Consider the following 16,258-nt stretch of genomic DNA (forward strand, 5'->3'; position numbering starts at 1 on the left):
CTGAGTAAGTTTAGTTAATTAATATATTTTCTCTTGGATATTCGTAGAACTGATGGTTCAATCTACGCAATAATCCCACCATAAGGTTGAGCATTCCAATACGACCAATAAACATCGTTAGGATCAAAACATATTTACTGGGTTCGGTAATTGTTGGCGTAAAATTGATACTTGATCCTACTGTGCTATAAGCCGAAAAACATTCAAAAGCAACTGTTAATATCGATGTCCCTTCTGGCTCAAAAATTAATACCGCCATTATGGATAGTCCAATTGTTAATAATGAAATGGATAGAATGGCAAAAGCACGTGAGGTAGAATCGGCTGATATTCTACGACCAAACAATTGAATTCTACTTTTTCCTCTAGCAACGGCAACAATATTTAATGTGGCTAAGGCAAAGGTACTTGTTTTAATTCCACCTGCTGTTGAAGCTGGCGAACCACCAATCCACATTAAAAAAATAATAAAAAGCAACGATGGAACACCCATTTCGGCATAATCAGTTGCACTAAAACCAGCTGTTCTAGGAGAAACAGCATTAAAAGCTGCTGCTGTTATTTTTCCAAAAATAGTATTGTGTTGTAATAAAGTATGGTTGTATTCTGAAATGAACAGAAAAACAGAACCTCCTATTAGTAAAAGCAAGGTGGTATAAATTACGATTCTGGTGTTTAGCGTGATGATTCTCACTTTTTTGTGAATAATCTTTTTATTAAACAATTCAAAAATGTAAGTTTTAAAATAATGAAAAGAATTGAACACGATATTATGACCTAATCCTCCTAGAATAATCATTAACATCAATATCCACTGCAAGTAATAATTAAAACGAACAGTCGAATTTAAAATTCCACCGGGTAAAGTAGAAAATCCAGCATTACAAAAAGCGGAGATAGAATGAAATAATGAAAAATATATTTTATTGGTAATAATAACATTATCGATAACCGAAAAATAAATAAATACAGCTCCTGCCAACTCTACTGCCAAAGTAAAAATCACCACATTTAGCGCCGCTCTAAAAACATCTTTTAAGCCTTCATTGGCAATAAAATCTCTGGTATTTAAGCCTTCCTTAAAAGAAGAACTTCCTCTAAAAAAAAAAGCGAAAAAAGAAGTGAATGTAAGAATGCCAATTCCACCTAATTGAATGAGAACAATAATTATAGATTGTCCTACTAAAGTAAAATCTACGGCTGTGTCTACTACGGTTAATCCCGTTACACAAACTGCAGATGTTGCTGTAAAAAGTGCATTGGTAAAGGTAATTCCGCTGTTGGTAGCACTAGGAAGTATTAATAAAAAAGCCCCTATTAAAACTAATATCATAAAACTACCCACAAAAACGATAGCAGGATTAAAGTAGATATCATAAATATGACGCACAAAAACCATTAACCGGAGTAAGAAGTAAAAAATCAAACCTCCTTCTAAAACTGGTTTGACTTTTTGTAAAATATAAGGAGTAGAAAAATTACTGTTTAACAACCAAATTACACCACAGACAAAGAAAAGAACAGTGAGTAAAATCATATTGATTAAAACTACTCTCTTATTACTTTTGAACGTATAATTAAAGTATTTAAAAGCATTAAATCCTAATAAACCAATCGAAAGAATAATTAATCCTACAACATGAGGGGTGTTGTAGTTATCCTGAAAATCATACCCGAAATCGAATACAATAAAAAGCAATACAATTATATCAAAAAAGCGATATAAGTAATTGAGTAAGGATTCTTTCTTCATATTGAAATAAAATTACTTTTTTAAATCGTTACGAATACTTTGCATTAAACTAATTCCTCCGTTCTCCAAAACTTCTTTAGCGGCTTTGTATCCTAATTTTTTCCATTCTTCTAATGGAACTGTTTTATTTACTTCGATTTTTTGTTTTCCGTCAAGAGAGAATAATACTCCTTTAAAGATTATATCATCTTCTTGCATTACTGCTAAGGCTCCTATTGGTGCTGTACAACCACCTTCTAAAGTTTTAAGAAATTGTCTTTCAATGTGCGTACACACTTCGGTTTCGATATCATTTAATTCAGCCGCTGCATCTCTACAAAACGCATCATTTGCCATGGCAACAATAACCATAGCTCCTTGTGCTGGTGCGGGAATCATCCAATCAAGATTTATAAAATTTGAAGGCTTTAAGTTGATGCGTTCTAAACCTGCTGCGGCAAAAACGGCTCCATCCCAATTATTATCTTCTAGTTTTTTCATCCTAGTATTTACGTTTCCACGCAAATCTACTACTGTATGATTGGGATATCTATTGAACCATTGCGCTTGACGACGCAAACTACCTGTTGCAATTGTTCCTGCTGTATCAAGAAAATCAAGATTACCTTTATGAACCAAGATATCGAGTGTATTGGCTCTCTCTAAAACGGCTGCTTGCACAATACCTATTGGCAATGCCGTAGGAACATCTTTCATAGAATGCACCGCAATATCAACTTGACCGTTGATCATAGCAATGTCTAATGTTTTGGTAAAAATTCCTGTGATTCCTAATTCGTAGAGCGGTTTGTCAAGAAGAATATCTCCTTGAGATTTTACTGCAGTAATTTCAGTTTTATAACCTAAATCATTTAGTTTTTTTTCAACTGTGTGGGCTTGCCAAAGTGCGAGTTCACTATCTCGGGTTCCTATGCGTATTGTTTTTTCGACCACTTTTATTTTATTTTTACACCAATCTGTATTCGTACTTCAAAGCATTTTCAATGTGTTAAACTACGAAAAATATTTATCTTGTTCTAACTGAAATACTTTTTCTATCCATTCAATACCCTCATCCATTGATTCTCCATCCTTTAGATGATTCACAAAATGCTTGGTGATTTTTTGAATGATTCTATTGCTGATCATTTCAGCCTGTTCTTCATGAAAATTAGGTGTTTTTTTTCTTTGAAAGTTAAGTTCCCCATCTTTAATAGCGTTTAATTTTTCCTTTAAAGCCTGAATTGTAGGAGCAAATTTTCGGTTTTTATTCCAAGAGATAAAGTCTTCCTTAATTTCTTCGATTATAGCTTCCGCTTGCGGAATATGTTGCTTTCTGTTTTCTAAGGTTTCATCTGTAATCTTAGCCAACTGATCCATGTGTATTAAAGTTACTCCTTCAATATCATTCACATTTTCGTTTACATTTTTAGGAATAGATAAATCTAAAATAAGCAAAGGCTTTTTTAAATTCAAAATAGTTTTGTCGATAGTAGGATTTTGTGCTCCGGTAGCCACAACCACTACATCTGCTTTTTGCAATTCAAGTTGCAAATCAGCATAATCTTTTACTACAACATTCAGTTTTCTAGCTAATTTTTCCGCTTTATCTTTGGTACGGTTAATTAATGTAATCTGACTGTGTTTGGTATGTTTTACTAAATTCTCGCAGGTATTTCTTCCTATTTTTCCTGTTCCAAAAAGTAATATATTTTTATTAGCAATGTCTTCTACATTTTTAAAAATATATTGAACAGAAGCAAACGATACCGAAGTTGCTCCAGAGGAAATATCAGTTTGAGTTTTTATTCTTTTACTGGCTTGTATCACCGAGTTTACTAAACGATCCATAAAGGTGTTTATTAAACCGTTGCATTTACTTAAATTAAAAGCATTTTTTATTTGACTGATAATTTCAAAATCGCCTAAAATCTGACTATCTAATCCAGTTCCTACACGAAACATATGATTAATGGCTTCTTGATTTTTATAAATGTAAGCGACCTCTTGAAATTCCTCTACAGAACCGTTACTGTTTTCACAAAGTAATTTTATTAATTCGTAAGGATGTTTAGCAAAACCATAAATTTCGGTTCTATTACAGGTTGAAGTAACGATCAAAGATTCTATTCCTTCAGCCTCTGCTTGAATCAATAAGATAGCCTGTGCTTTGGCATCTAAACTAAATTTACCTCTAATTGTTGCGTCAGCTTTTTTGTAACTTAAACCTAAAGCATAAAAAGTGCTGTTTCTGGACATATTGAATTTTTCCATATTATACTTTTCTTAAAAAAGTTCTACAAAATTATTGTTAACTATTTTATAAAAACAACGCTGTAAGTGCTTTTTGTATCGCTAAGGGAAATTTTGATTCAAAATAGTAATTACAAAACAGATTTTATCTGAAAATAGAGTGAATTCAAGGTTATTATGGCTTATTATATAGATTAGTTCTAAATAAGCGTTTGCGTTTTTTTATTAATTTTTAAATAAAAACATCGCTTAGAGTTCTTCAAAATAATGTTAACATCTTTTTTAAGCATTATTTTGAAAGTAGATGATCTGTCTGGTAAAAAATTAAAGTAGCTTATATAAATCCGTTTGATTTTTTTTCAACAGTTTCGATTATAAAACATCGAGAAAAATTTATTGATTTAAAATCTAACGAATTAATAACTCGCTAATAAAACATAAGCCTAAATTATTTAGTAATAAAAACGCTATCCAAGCGGAATAGCGTTTTTAATCAAAAAAAAATATTATTTCTGAACAGTTGGTTTTCTGATAGACTCTAATACAACAACGATGTCTTTGTACAACTCTGTATCCGATTTAACTCCGTTAGCAACTGCTGCTGCACCAACATAACCTTCAAATTTAGTAAAATCAGCATCACTTGCTTTTGTTCCCATACGTGGGTTTTTAGCGGGGTCATGCGTAGCGACCATATTCATACCTGAATAGGTATTTACTGCATTTGTTCCTCCTGTATTAAAAGAGAAAAAATCAGTTAAATTATCAACCAATACAGCTAATTTAGTAGTGTTTCCTGCTCCTACTTCTGTTAATAATGGCGCAAAGTGAGCTCCTAAATTTCCAGTAGCGTTACTCTGAACATCTGCTACTATAAGTCCAACTGTTGAATTTACCACTTTACGGAAAGACAGTCGACCACCTTCAATCATTTGTCCTGGCATGTCTGGATCAGCTACCATTTTTGATCCACCAAGGCGCTCATAAATAGTTGCTTTAACCATTGGTGTTGCCGGAACATCGTCATCATTACTACAAGAAGTAAAAGCTGCAGAGGCTACGAATAATACACTAAGTGTAATTTTTGAATAATTTTTCATAAGAATTGTGTTTAAAGGGTTAATTAAAAAATCTATTTATCTTTTGTGATATTTTGTAAGTCATACTATTTTGGTCAATAGGACATACTTCTTTATTAGCCAAACCAGCGGGTAATACAAATTGGTTTGCTTCATAAGGCCTTTTAGTCATGAGTTCATCATAAACCTTTTGAGAATTCGTAATTTTGTTATTGTGAAAATAAACGACCACATTTCTTTTTACAATAATAGAATCAGAAGTCAAACCTTTTATCGTTCTTAAATCAGCACAAATTTCTTTTGCTCTAACCGAATCGATATTCGATTTAAAATCAATTCTGCTTATTTGTAAATTTGGAGAATCATATACTGCTGGTTTAGCGGTAACAATGTGAAAAACAAGAATGGCTACAAATAATACTGCAATTATTGCAATACCTTGAAGTACTCTTTTAATTAATTTGTTTGTGGATTTCATAATAATGGGTTTTGCAATTATTTACGGGCAATTAGAAGTCTTGGTTTGATTTAAGATTAAATTCAAGCTATTTAGATTAAATTTAAATAGTTTTAATATCTTAAAAAGCAGTATTTACTGCGGTTCAATAAGAATAATATGTCACTGTACAACAGTACTATGATCCATTTTAAACTCTTCTAAAGTTTCGTCATAACTTAACAGCCGCCCTTTAATTATAAAAACTTTTCCCGACTCCAGATTGGCAGGCAAGTTTTTAGTAAAGAAGGCATACAATTTATTATCAAGCACAGCTACATTATTCGCTTGGTCTATATTCGTAACCACAGCAACTAATTCAATGGTTTGACCTAAATACTTAGTTCGAGCAAGGCTATCATTAGCAATAAACTCTAGTTGAAGTACAGATATATCTAAAGAAAAAATAGCTTTCTCATTTTTAAAACTCTTATCCTTTTTATAGATGAAGTAATAAGCAGAAAACGAGATTATTAAGAAAATAAAAAATGCGAACAGTGATTTTTTGAACATGTTATAGTTTTTGTTTAACGTTTAGTTTATCTACGTTAAAAACGAAACATTGGATTTATAGTCTTGAACCTAACATTCCTAAAACTAAAGCAAGAGTTTCATCGTAAGTGCATGGGAAGCTTGTTGCTTATTTATAGCAATTAATTGAATCAATTGCGAGTAGTATAATGATAAATAAAGTCATACTGAGATGAACTGAGTTTTAAAATAACATCCTCAAAAATTAAAGATTTTATAAATTTAGAGTGAAGTAAAGGTTTAACCATGAAAAAGATTTAATTTTGAAGGTCGATATGGTATCAGTTAACAATAATTGACGCTATTACATTGAATTAAAAAAATCAAAAAGATGGAAGAAGAAATAAAGATTGACGATGATTTCATTTTAATTCGTTTTCAAAACAACTCAGATGAGGTTGCAGTATTTCAACGACCAGTACAATTGGGCTTGATTCAATTTCATTTTGGATTAAAAGGAAATGCTAACTTTAATTTTAATCAAGGAAATTACAGTTTAAAACTCAAAGAAGAAAAAGCTTTATTATTTTATAACACCGAGAAAGAATTGCCTTTACATGTTGAAATTGCTCCAAAAACTTGGTTGATTTCTATATTTGTTTCTATCAAAAAATTTCACGGACTTTTTACTAGTGATGCCGAAAACATTCCTTTTTTAAGCAAAGAAAATAAAGAAAAAAAATATTATAACGAGACTGATATTAGTCCGTCAATGGCAATTGTATTGAATCAAATGTTTCATTACAATTTAAATCCTTCGATAAAAAACCTGTATTATAGAGGAAAAGGATATGAATTATTAAGTTTATACTTTAATAGAACCGAAGATCCAAATGCAGAGCAATGCCCTTTTTTGATTGATGAGGAAAATGTATTAAAAATTCGAAAAGCCAAAGAAATCATTATCGCAAATATGGCCGAACCACCTGGATTACAAGAATTAGCAGATGAAATTGGTTTGAATTTGAAAAAACTAAAAATGGGTTTTAAGCAAATTTATGGCGATACCGTTTACGGATTTCTGTTTGATTATAAAATGGATTACGCCCGTAAATTATTAGATAGCGGCTCTTATAATGTAAACGAAGTAGGATTAAAAATAGGATACAGTACCGGAAGTCACTTTATTGCAGCTTTTAAAAAGAAATTTGCCACTACACCAAAAAAATATTTAATGTCTATAAACACCAATGTGTAAAAATGCGATTGGTTTTAAGCATAATAGAATAAGTAAAAACTAACATTTATCATACTTCTAAGAAGGTTCTTGAAGTACTTTTGAAGAAAATAAAACAGAAACAATGAAAGGCGTATTATTAGTAAATCTAGGATCTCCAGAAAGTCCAACTCCAAAAGATGTAAAACCGTATTTAGACGAATTTTTAATGGATAAATACGTTATTGATGTTCCGTTTTTATTGAGAGCATTACTAGTTCGTGGAATCATACTTCAAACCAGACCTAAAAAATCTGCTGCAGCTTATGCAAAAATATGGTGGGACGAGGGTTCGCCTTTAGTCGTTATTTCTAAAAGAATGCACGAGAAAGTAAAACAATTAGTTGATGTGCCAGTTGCATTATCGATGCGTTACGGAAATCCTTCTTTACTGTCTGGCTTACAAGAATTGCATGACAAAGGTGTAAATGAAGTATTGCTTTTTCCGTTGTACCCGCAACACGCAATGGCTTCTACGACAACCATTTTAGAACTTGCTGAAGATTTACGTAAAAAGCATTTCCCGGAAATGAAATTTACTATTGTTCCTGCATTTTACAACAAACCAGATTACATCAAGAATCTTGCTGATTCGATCAAAGGCCACTTACAAGGTTTTGATTATGATCATTTGTTATTTTCGTATCACGGAATTCCAGAACGTCACATTCGCAAAACAGATATTACTAAATCACATTGTAAAATAGATGGTTCTTGCTGCAACACGCCTTCACCAGCCCATGAGTTTTGCTACCGTCATCAATGTTACGAAACTACTAAACAAGTCGTAAAATTATTGGGTATTCCTGAGGGAAAATATAGTCAAACTTTTCAATCGCGTTTAGCAGGTGACAAATGGCTTACGCCTTACACTGACGTAGAAGTGAATAAAATGCCCGAAAAAGGAATTAAAAAACTTGCTGTTGTTACTCCTGCTTTCGTATCGGATTGCTTAGAAACTTTAGAAGAAATTGCGATGGAAGCCAATCATGAATTTAAAGTGCATGGTGGTGAAGAGTTTCTAGCGATTCCTTGTTTAAATGATAGTGATGAATGGTGCGCTACTGTAGGTAATTGGATCACAACTTGGTCAAACACCTCTGCTGCTGTCACTGCTAACACTGAAAAAACAAAAGCATAAATGGCTGTTACCGCCGATGATTTAGGAACTCAAGACATTAAAAAACTGCTTATAAAACAAGCAGTTCCATCGTCTATTGGTGTTTTGTTTATGTCAGTCAATATTTTGATTGACACCATTTTCGTTGGACAATGGATTGGATCTTTAGCCATTGCGGCGGTAACAATAGTTTTACCTATCACCTTTTTGATTTCTTCCTTAGGAATGGCGATTGGCGTAGGTGGCGGCTCGGTACTTTCTAGAGCATTAGGCGCCAATCATAAAGAAAAGGCTAAAAACACTTTTGCAAATCAAATAATGATGACGCTTTTATTATCGTCAATTTTTGTTTTTTTAGGTCTTTTTTTTAGCGACGAAATGTTAGCCCTTTTTGGAGCAAAAGGAGCAATTATTCAACCTGCACGAGAATTCTTTTTTCCTATTATTATATCAGTGCCTTTTTTAGCGCTTTGCATGATGGGAAACAACATTATTCGCGCCGAAGGGAAAGCTAAATTTGCAATGGTAGCCATGATTGTACCAGCATTTGTTAATATTGGCTTAGACATACTTTTTATTAAATATTTAAACTTAGGCATGTTTGGCGCTGCAATGGCAACAGCCATTTCTTATTTTAGTTGTTTTTTATTTGTGCTTTGGTTCTTTATTTTTAAAAGTGAATTAAAGCTAAAAATGAAGCATTTTAAATTTAAGATGCCAATTGTAAAAGAAATCTCAGAGCTAAGTTTCGTCACTTTTTCAAGACAAGGTGTTGTCAGTGTTTTATCTATACTATTAAACCATACTTTATATTCTTACGGAGGAGAACATTCTGTAGCTATTTACGGAATTATAAGCAGAATGTTGATGTTTGCTTTGTTTCCTATATTAGGCATTACACAAGGTTTTTTGCCTATTGCAGGATATAACTATGGTGCCGGATATTATGAAAGAGTCAAGGAGAGTGTATCCCTTTCTATAAAATATGCGGCTATTTTAGCCACTCTTATTTTTGTAGTTATTTTAATTTTTGCAAAACCCATCACTGCCGTTTTCACTACGGACGCCCTTGTCATTGCTCAAACGCCAAATGCCTTACGATGGGTATTTGCAGCTTCGCCCATAATTGCGATTCAATTGATAGGCGCTGCATATTTTCAAGCTGCGGGGAAAGCAAAAAAGGCATTGCTTTTAACATTGAGCAAACAAGGATTTTTCTTAATTCCTTTGGTACTGATACTACCAAATTTTTTAGGTATTTTTGGAGTCTGGATTGCATTCCCAATAGCCGATATACTTTCCACTTTATTGACCGGTTATTTTCTAAAAAAAGAAATGAACACCAAATTAATTCACACCAACGATGGAATATTATAATTACCTCAAATCCTTACACCTTATCTTTGTAATTACCTGGTTTGCTGGTTTATTTTATATCGTTCGCCTATTTGTTTACCAAATCGAAGCCGATCAAAAACCATCACCTGAAAAAGAAATATTACAAAAACAATACAAAATAATGACCTATAGATTGTGGTATATTATCACTTGGCCATCGGCTGTTTTAGCGAGTATTTTTGCTTTTTGGATGTTATTATTTACCGATTTAGGTCAAGCTTGGTTAAAAATGCCTTGGATGCACGTCAAATTATGCTTCGTCTTTTTGTTGTATTTGTACCACTGGAAATGTCATTTAATATTCAAAGATTTACAAAAAAACAAAGTAAAATATAGCAATACTTTTATGCGTTTGTGGAATGAAGGTGCTACAATAATTCTATTTGCAGTCGTTTTTTTGGTAGTTTTAAAAAATGCTGTAAACTGGATTTATGGTGTGGTTGGTATTTTTGCCTTTTCAGTTTTAATTATGCTTGGATTTAAATTTTACAAAAAAATAAGGGAAAGAAATCAATCTTAATATGATCAAAAGTTTTAAAATAGCAACATTTTCATTACGTATAAGGATTTTCCTTTCGATGATTGTATTGATATTAATGGCTTCTGTTATCTTGGCTTCTATCTCGATCATTCAGTTCAAGAATGAAGCAAAAGTTTACCACCAACAACGATTAGAAAGAAATGAAAATGCAGTAAAACAGCACATCAATTTTATCCTTTCGACTACTACTTATCCTCTTACTACTGGCAATTTAGACTTGATCTTCAAAGATAAAATTCATGAATTAGCCCACATTCACAACGTCGAAATTAATATTTACAGTTTAGACGGAAAACTATTAAAATCGTCCAAAGAATCTTTTTCTGTTGATAAAGTAGCTCCGCCAATTCCCAAATATATTTTAAAGCTAGTTCGCTCCTCCATTGAAAAAAGATATGTAGACATTAAAACCATTGATGGAAAAAAGAATCGTTCTGCTTTTAGCCAAATAAAAGATGATAAATTCAAACCATTGGGAATTTTAAATTTACCCTATGTAGAGGATGACGGTTACTATGAAAACGAATTAAATAGTTTTCTAATTCGTTTGGGTCAAGTCTATTCCTTCATGCTAATTATGGCTTTTGCATTAGCCTATTTCCTTTCTTCCTACATCACAAAATCACTAAAAACCATTTCGGACAAATTAAGTGAAACGAGTTTAAGTCAAAAAAATGAGAAAATCGTTTTAGAAGCCAGCAGCAAAGAGATAAACCTTTTGATAAACTCATATAACGGTATGGTAGATGAGTTAGAGAAAAGTGCCTTAAAACTTGCACAAAGCGAACGCGAAGAAGCTTGGCGCGAAATGGCCAAACAAGTGGCACATGAAATCAAGAATCCGCTTACGCCAATGCGACTCACGGTACAGAGTTTTCAGAGAAAATTTGATCCCAATGATCCAAGTGTCAAACAAAAAATGAATGATTACTCCGAGACTCTAATTCAACAAATTGATACAATGACTGCTGTAGCTTCGGCATTCTCGAACTTTGCCTCGATGCCAGCACAGCAAAATGAGACCTTGAATGTTGTTGAGGTTGTCGAGCTTGCCATGGATATTTTTAATGAAGAGTACATAGAAGTCATTAGTGAAGTACCCAAAATTATATCCGTAATTGATCGTACCCAACTGATCCGAATTATAACCAATTTGGCTAAAAATGCCATACAATCCATTCCAGAACAACAAGATGAAAAATCGGTTATTGTTCGCATTAAAAAAGAAAACAATAATGTATTAATCACTTTTACAGACAACGGAATTGGAATTCAACCCAAAGATATTGCTCGCATATTCGAGCCAAAATTTACCACTAAAAGCAGTGGAATGGGTCTTGGTTTGGGAATTATAAAAAACATTATCGAAAATTATAAAGGAACAATTACCTTTGAAACTCAATTTGGAAAAGGAACTACATTTACGGTTTCCTTACCTATTATTAACACCTAAAACTAGCGGCATGAACTACGAAAACATCTTAATTACTATTGAAAATAATATTGCTACCATTACAATTAATCGTCCAACAAAGCTAAATGCTCTAAATGTTGCTACGATAAATGATTTGCACAAAGCTTTTAAAAAGTTAGACAAAAACATTGAAATTCAAGTTATTATTTTGACAGGAAGTGGCGAAAAAGCTTTCGTTGCTGGAGCAGACATCTCTGAATTTGCCCACTATTCGATCGAGGAAGGAACAAAATTGGCAGCTGAAGGACAAGAAAAATTATTTGACTTTGTTGAAAATTTAAAAACACCTGTAATCGCAGCAGTAAATGGTTTTGCCTTAGGTGGCGGATTAGAATTGGCTATGGCCTGTCATTTTAGAATAGCATCAGATAATGCAAAAATGGGATTGCCAGAAGTTTCATTAGGTGTCATTCCAGGATATGGAGGAACACAGCGTTTGCCTCAATTAATAGGAAAAGGTCGTGCCATGGAAATGATTATGACTGCAGGAATGCTTACTGCAGATGATGCCTACCGTACAGGTCTTGTAAATCACGTAGTACCTCAAGCAGAACTTTTAACTTTTTGCAACGATATAGCAAGTAAAATATTAAAAAATTCTCCTTATGCTATTGGCAAAGCAATAAAAGCAATTAATGCTAATTTCAAAGAAGGCAAAAATGGTTATGAAACCGAAATTAAAGCCTTTGGAAAATGTTTTGGAACTCAAGATTTCAAAGAAGGTACCACCGCATTTCTAGAGAAAAGAAAAGCCGTATTTACTGGGAAGTAAGAACTAAAAGAGAGCCAAATAGGCTCTCTTTTTATTTAAATTAAGTTTCTTTAAAATAATCTCACTCCAAAAACATATTGTTTGATCTACAAAACCTAATTTTGTGATTCCGTTTTTAATTTTACACCACATACTAAATACAACAATATGTCCTACCAACCTATATTTGCCCAATTTTGGGTAAAAGTTAAAGAAAGTATTCAAAATAAAACCTATGCTAAATTAACATTAGCCAAAACAATTGGTGACACTGATTTGAAAAACATCTATGTTCGTCCGGTTTTATTAGAGAATGATGTTTTTGCACTTTCGCTTACCGCAAAATACAAAACTGAAGAAATAGAATCGACGCATACTATAGACGAAGCCTTTATGGTATTGGCTCCGTACATGAATAATCCGTTTTTGACCGCCTTATTATTTACCACTGAAAATGATATTACTTTTAAGCTAAATAAGAAAAGAGTAGGAACTATTGTAGAACAAGCACCAACTTTTAAAAATGCTTCAGATGTAATTCTTGAAATGAAGGAAAAAGGGATTCAGATTTAAGATTCTGGATTAACGATTGCTGATTTTAAAATCAGCAATCCAAAAAATCCGAAATCTAAAATCGTTATTCCACGATCTCAAATCTTACTTCTCTCCTTCCCACTCTGCATAAAACTCAGACAAAAAACCTTCCATATAACGGTGTCTTGCTTTTGCAATTTCCTTACCCGTTACCGTATTCATTTTATCTTTCAAAAGGAATAATTTTTCATAAAAATGATTAATGGTCGGTGAATCATTCTTTTTGTATTCTTCTTTAGTCATTTTTGTATTTGGAGCAATCTTAGGATCATAGATCGTTCTGTTTTTAAATCCACCGTAATTAAACATCCTAGCGATTCCTATAGCGCCTATGGCATCTAAACGATCTGAATCTTGAACGATATCTAATTCTTTTGAAGTAAACTGCTTTTCGAAATTTCCTCCTTTAAAAGAGATGTTTTCGATAATATGGATCACATGAGTTATTATTTCTTGATCCACTTCTTGCGACTCTAAAAAATCACGCGCTATTCTTGGACCTATAGTCTCATCGCCATCATGAAATTTACTATCCGCAATATCATGAAGCAATGCTCCTAATTGAACTATCGTAGCATTGCAAACTTCATTTTTAGAAATTAATATTGCATTTCTGTAAACTCTTTCTATGTGAAACCAATCGTGTCCGCCTTCGGCATTTTCTAGTTTTGCTTTGACGAAAGAAATGGTTTTACTTATCAAATCAGACTTTATCATTATTTATTTATAATTAAAAAAAATGTTGAACTTTAAAGTCAGCACTTCAAAATCCAACATTTTGTTTTTATTTAGAACTTCAAAATTTATCTTAAAACAGCAGGTTCAACCCATTTAAAAATATGAGATTCCTGCGGAATTACTAATCTTTCAGAAATTTTAGCCATTCTACCTGGTAATTTCATCAGATAATCTCTTGCTTTTTCTGCTTCATCTGTAAGACCACCCATTTTATCAATTTCCCATTTATCGATTAATTTTTGCATAATATCAACATAATCAGAAGCAGTATAAACTCCAATTCGTTGAGCGGAATCAGAAAATTGTTCAAAAGCAGTGCTTATTTTTTCCCCTGATTCTCTTAAGAAATGCGCAGGCATAACGATTTTAGCTTTCATCATATATTGAAAAGCAAGCATCATTTCGCTAGGATCTACCTGAAAAATACGGTTTACAAATTCACTATATGCGTGATGATGACGCATTTCGTCACCTGCAATCATTTTACACATTTTTGACAATTTATTATCGCCATATTTTTTAGCCATTTGTGCTACTCTGTTGTGAGAAACATAGGTTGCTAATTCTTGAAAACTAGTGTAAACAAAATTTTTGTAAGGATCTCTACCGGTTCCAATATCGAAACCATCGTTAATCAGATGTTGGGTAGTCATTTCTACTTCGCGCATGTTTACACGACCAGACAAGTATAAATATTTGTTCAGTACATCTCCATGACGATTTTCCTCTCCTGTCCATTGTCTGATCCATTTAGACCAACCATTTCTTTCGACATTATCAACCCCTTCTACATCCATCAACCAAGATTCGTAAGTAGGTAATGCTTCTTCGGTAATGGTATCACCAACTAAAGTTACCCAGAAATCGTATGGTAAATCTTTTGCAATTTCACGTAGTTCTGTCACCTCATCAAAAAAAGTATCGCTTTGAGAATTAGGCAAAAAATCGGTTGGTTGCCATATTTTTTCTACTGGAATAAGATACTGATCGACAAAGCTCTCTACGTTTTTTTCTAAAAACTGCATTACTTCTAATCGAATGTTTTTTATTGACATTATATATAAATTTATATTAATTAAATTTTATTCCTTGCACAACTGCTTTCTCTGTTTTCTCCATTAACTCAGCAAAATCATACGCTGCAACTGCTAATGGCTCGTGTACCACAAAGGTAAGTCGATTTCCTAAACCTAACGGAAAAAACCCGTATTTAACGACTTTCCAAGAATTGTTTATACTTACTGGAACTACGTAAGCAGAGGGCGCATACTTACACAAAATTTTTAAACCACTTTGTGCAAATTCTTTTGGCTTACCCGTTTTACTTCTAGTACCTTCTGGAAAAATTACTGCCGAACGATGGTTTGTTTCAATATATTCTCCTAATCCTTTGATCGCAGGAATGGCTTGTTTGGGATCTTTTCGATCAATAAGCACAGAACCTCCATGACGCAAATTATAAGACACACTAGGAATTCCTTTGCCCAATTCCTTTTTACTGACAAATTTACAATGAAAACGACGGAAAAACCAAATCATTGCAATGATATCATACATACTTTGATGATTAGACACAAAAATAAGTGGAACATCTTTAGGAATACTTTCTATATTTTCAAATTTATAAGTTGTTCCTAAAATATTGGTACATCTTAATAAGAAAAAATTTAAATAATCTACACTTATTTTATGTGCTTGATATCCAAAGACATTAAAACAAATCCACTGAATTGGGTGAAATACGAGCAATGTTAGACCAAAAAATAAATAATAAATAACAGAAATGGGATACGAAACTATTTTTTGCATGCTTTAAAAATTAGCTACAAAAGTACTAAATAATTTTTTAGGGTTATTTAAATACAAAACAATATATCACCTCATCGTTTAATTGTAACTTTGCCCTTCTAAATTTACGCCTTTTTATATTAAAATGAATTTTAAATACCCAAAAAACGAAAAGCTAAAAAGTAAAATCACTATTGGATTATTGTTTACTGAAGGAAAATCAGTTTCAAAATATCCGTTGCGTTTAGTCTATAAATCAGGCACTTTTGGCGAAGGGGAGAAAATCAAAATGGGTGTTTCTGTTTCTAAGAAAAATTTTAAAAAAGCAGTAGATAGAAATTATTTCAAACGCATTCTTCGCGAAACCTATCGACTCAACAAACATTTACTAATTGATAATTTAGACCAACCGTACTCCTTCATGTTCTTTTATCAAACTAAAGATCGTCTTACTTACGAAGAAATCAATACTAAAACGATTCAGTTATTCGAGAAGTTTTTACTACAAATAAAAAAAGAAATCTAAGCTATTCTATTTTTTGTATTT

The 16,258-nt window shown here is 32.5% G+C and carries 17 protein-coding genes; 8 read left to right on the forward strand and 9 right to left on the reverse strand.

Annotated features, from left to right (window positions below; translation table 11 throughout):
- Positions 1 to 10 precede the first annotated feature (10 nt).
- The 6 genes from H2650_RS02740 to H2650_RS02765 form a co-directional block, all read right to left on the reverse strand.
- Complete coding sequence (locus H2650_RS02740; protein ID WP_188049224.1) at positions 11 to 1,753, reverse strand: TrkH family potassium uptake protein; 1,743 nt, start codon at positions 1,751 to 1,753, stop codon at positions 11 to 13.
- Between the two features lie 12 nt (positions 1,754 to 1,765).
- Positions 1,766 to 2,686, reverse strand: coding sequence for a hydroxymethylbilane synthase (gene hemC, locus H2650_RS02745; RefSeq protein ID WP_188049225.1), 921 nt, complete (start codon positions 2,684 to 2,686; stop codon positions 1,766 to 1,768).
- 60 nt (positions 2,687 to 2,746) lie between these two features.
- Complete coding sequence (gene hemA, locus H2650_RS02750) at positions 2,747 to 4,006, reverse strand: glutamyl-tRNA reductase (RefSeq protein WP_188049226.1); 1,260 nt, start codon at positions 4,004 to 4,006, stop codon at positions 2,747 to 2,749.
- Positions 4,007 to 4,491: 485 nt separating this feature from the next.
- Positions 4,492 to 5,085 carry a hypothetical protein gene (locus tag H2650_RS02755; protein ID WP_188049227.1) on the reverse strand — a complete coding sequence of 198 codons (594 nt, stop codon included), beginning with the start codon at positions 5,083 to 5,085 and terminating at the stop codon, positions 4,492 to 4,494.
- Positions 5,086 to 5,104: 19 nt separating this feature from the next.
- A complete protein-coding gene (locus H2650_RS02760) occupies positions 5,105 to 5,542 on the reverse strand; it encodes a hypothetical protein (RefSeq protein ID WP_188049228.1) in 438 nt (145 codons plus the stop codon).
- 141 nt (positions 5,543 to 5,683) lie between these two features.
- A complete protein-coding gene (locus H2650_RS02765) occupies positions 5,684 to 6,073 on the reverse strand; it encodes a hypothetical protein (protein WP_188049229.1) in 390 nt (129 codons plus the stop codon).
- Positions 6,074 to 6,422: 349 nt separating this feature from the next.
- Between H2650_RS02765 and H2650_RS02770 the strand changes: the two genes are divergently transcribed.
- The 7 genes from H2650_RS02770 to H2650_RS02800 all read left to right on the forward strand — a co-directional run bounded on the left by H2650_RS02770 (position 6,423) and on the right by H2650_RS02800 (position 13,164).
- Entirely contained in the window at positions 6,423 to 7,289 is an 867-nt protein-coding gene (locus tag H2650_RS02770) for an AraC family transcriptional regulator (RefSeq protein WP_188049230.1), read from the forward strand.
- Positions 7,290 to 7,392: 103 nt separating this feature from the next.
- Positions 7,393 to 8,448, forward strand: a complete 1,056-nt coding sequence (hemH, locus tag H2650_RS02775) for a ferrochelatase (protein ID WP_188049231.1) — start codon at positions 7,393 to 7,395, stop codon at positions 8,446 to 8,448.
- Positions 8,449 to 9,804, forward strand: a complete 1,356-nt coding sequence (locus H2650_RS02780) for an MATE family efflux transporter (protein ID WP_188049232.1) — start codon at positions 8,449 to 8,451, stop codon at positions 9,802 to 9,804.
- Complete coding sequence (locus H2650_RS02785; protein ID WP_188049233.1) at positions 9,791 to 10,345, forward strand: CopD family protein; 555 nt, start codon at positions 9,791 to 9,793, stop codon at positions 10,343 to 10,345. Before H2650_RS02780 ends, H2650_RS02785 begins: the two co-directional genes overlap by 14 nt.
- 58 nt (positions 10,346 to 10,403) lie before the next feature.
- Positions 10,404 to 11,819, forward strand: coding sequence for a HAMP domain-containing sensor histidine kinase (locus tag H2650_RS02790; protein ID WP_188049508.1), 1,416 nt, complete (start codon positions 10,404 to 10,406; stop codon positions 11,817 to 11,819).
- A gap of 10 nt (positions 11,820 to 11,829) precedes the next feature.
- Positions 11,830 to 12,612, forward strand: a complete 783-nt coding sequence (locus tag H2650_RS02795; RefSeq protein ID WP_188049234.1) for an enoyl-CoA hydratase/isomerase family protein — start codon at positions 11,830 to 11,832, stop codon at positions 12,610 to 12,612.
- A gap of 147 nt (positions 12,613 to 12,759) precedes the next feature.
- A complete protein-coding gene (locus tag H2650_RS02800; protein ID WP_188049235.1) occupies positions 12,760 to 13,164 on the forward strand; it encodes a hypothetical protein in 405 nt (134 codons plus the stop codon).
- An 84-nt stretch (positions 13,165 to 13,248) separates the two neighbouring features.
- Here the strand turns inward: H2650_RS02800 and H2650_RS02805 are convergent, their stop codons facing one another.
- The 3 genes from H2650_RS02805 to H2650_RS02815 all read right to left on the reverse strand — a co-directional run bounded on the left by H2650_RS02805 (position 13,249) and on the right by H2650_RS02815 (position 15,732).
- On the reverse strand, positions 13,249 to 13,902 hold the full coding sequence (locus H2650_RS02805; protein ID WP_188049236.1) for an HD domain-containing protein: 654 nt from the start codon (positions 13,900 to 13,902) through the stop codon (positions 13,249 to 13,251).
- A gap of 86 nt (positions 13,903 to 13,988) precedes the next feature.
- On the reverse strand, positions 13,989 to 14,978 hold the full coding sequence (locus H2650_RS02810; protein ID WP_188049237.1) for an acyl-ACP desaturase: 990 nt from the start codon (positions 14,976 to 14,978) through the stop codon (positions 13,989 to 13,991).
- A gap of 16 nt (positions 14,979 to 14,994) precedes the next feature.
- Positions 14,995 to 15,732, reverse strand: coding sequence for a 1-acyl-sn-glycerol-3-phosphate acyltransferase (locus H2650_RS02815; RefSeq protein ID WP_188049238.1), 738 nt, complete (start codon positions 15,730 to 15,732; stop codon positions 14,995 to 14,997).
- A gap of 124 nt (positions 15,733 to 15,856) precedes the next feature.
- Between H2650_RS02815 and rnpA the strand changes: the two genes are divergently transcribed.
- Complete coding sequence (gene rnpA / locus H2650_RS02820) at positions 15,857 to 16,237, forward strand: ribonuclease P protein component (protein WP_188049239.1); 381 nt, start codon at positions 15,857 to 15,859, stop codon at positions 16,235 to 16,237.
- Positions 16,238 to 16,258: the final 21 nt, after the last annotated feature.

It is taken from the genome of Flavobacterium sp. GP15 (assembly GCF_014281985.1).
Classification (GTDB): Bacteria; Bacteroidota; Bacteroidia; order Flavobacteriales; family Flavobacteriaceae; genus Flavobacterium; species Flavobacterium pygoscelis.

Excerpts from the sequence above, each read along its gene's own strand:
- H2650_RS02800 (WP_188049235.1), top strand. The coding sequence starts at position 12,760 with ATGTCCTACCAACCTATATTTGCCCAATTTTGGGTAAAAGTTAAAGAA.
- H2650_RS02770 (WP_188049230.1), top strand. The coding sequence starts at position 6,423 with ATGGAAGAAGAAATAAAGATTGACGATGATTTCATTTTAATTCGTTTT.
- H2650_RS02795 (WP_188049234.1), top strand. The coding sequence starts at position 11,830 with ATGAACTACGAAAACATCTTAATTACTATTGAAAATAATATTGCTACC.
- rnpA (WP_188049239.1), top strand. The coding sequence starts at position 15,857 with ATGAATTTTAAATACCCAAAAAACGAAAAGCTAAAAAGTAAAATCACT.
- H2650_RS02740 (WP_188049224.1), bottom strand. The coding sequence starts at position 1,753 with ATGAAGAAAGAATCCTTACTCAATTACTTATATCGCTTTTTTGATATA.
- H2650_RS02765 (WP_188049229.1), bottom strand. The coding sequence starts at position 6,073 with ATGTTCAAAAAATCACTGTTCGCATTTTTTATTTTCTTAATAATCTCG.
- H2650_RS02755 (WP_188049227.1), bottom strand. The coding sequence starts at position 5,085 with ATGAAAAATTATTCAAAAATTACACTTAGTGTATTATTCGTAGCCTCT.
- H2650_RS02785 (WP_188049233.1), top strand. The coding sequence starts at position 9,791 with ATGGAATATTATAATTACCTCAAATCCTTACACCTTATCTTTGTAATT.
- H2650_RS02815 (WP_188049238.1), bottom strand. The coding sequence starts at position 15,732 with ATGCAAAAAATAGTTTCGTATCCCATTTCTGTTATTTATTATTTATTT.
- hemA (WP_188049226.1), bottom strand. The coding sequence starts at position 4,006 with ATGGAAAAATTCAATATGTCCAGAAACAGCACTTTTTATGCTTTAGGT.
- H2650_RS02805 (WP_188049236.1), bottom strand. The coding sequence starts at position 13,902 with ATGATAAAGTCTGATTTGATAAGTAAAACCATTTCTTTCGTCAAAGCA.
- hemH (WP_188049231.1), top strand. The coding sequence starts at position 7,393 with ATGAAAGGCGTATTATTAGTAAATCTAGGATCTCCAGAAAGTCCAACT.
- H2650_RS02810 (WP_188049237.1), bottom strand. The coding sequence starts at position 14,978 with ATGTCAATAAAAAACATTCGATTAGAAGTAATGCAGTTTTTAGAAAAA.
- H2650_RS02780 (WP_188049232.1), top strand. The coding sequence starts at position 8,449 with ATGGCTGTTACCGCCGATGATTTAGGAACTCAAGACATTAAAAAACTG.
- H2650_RS02760 (WP_188049228.1), bottom strand. The coding sequence starts at position 5,542 with ATGAAATCCACAAACAAATTAATTAAAAGAGTACTTCAAGGTATTGCA.
- H2650_RS02790 (WP_188049508.1), top strand. The coding sequence starts at position 10,404 with ATGATTGTATTGATATTAATGGCTTCTGTTATCTTGGCTTCTATCTCG.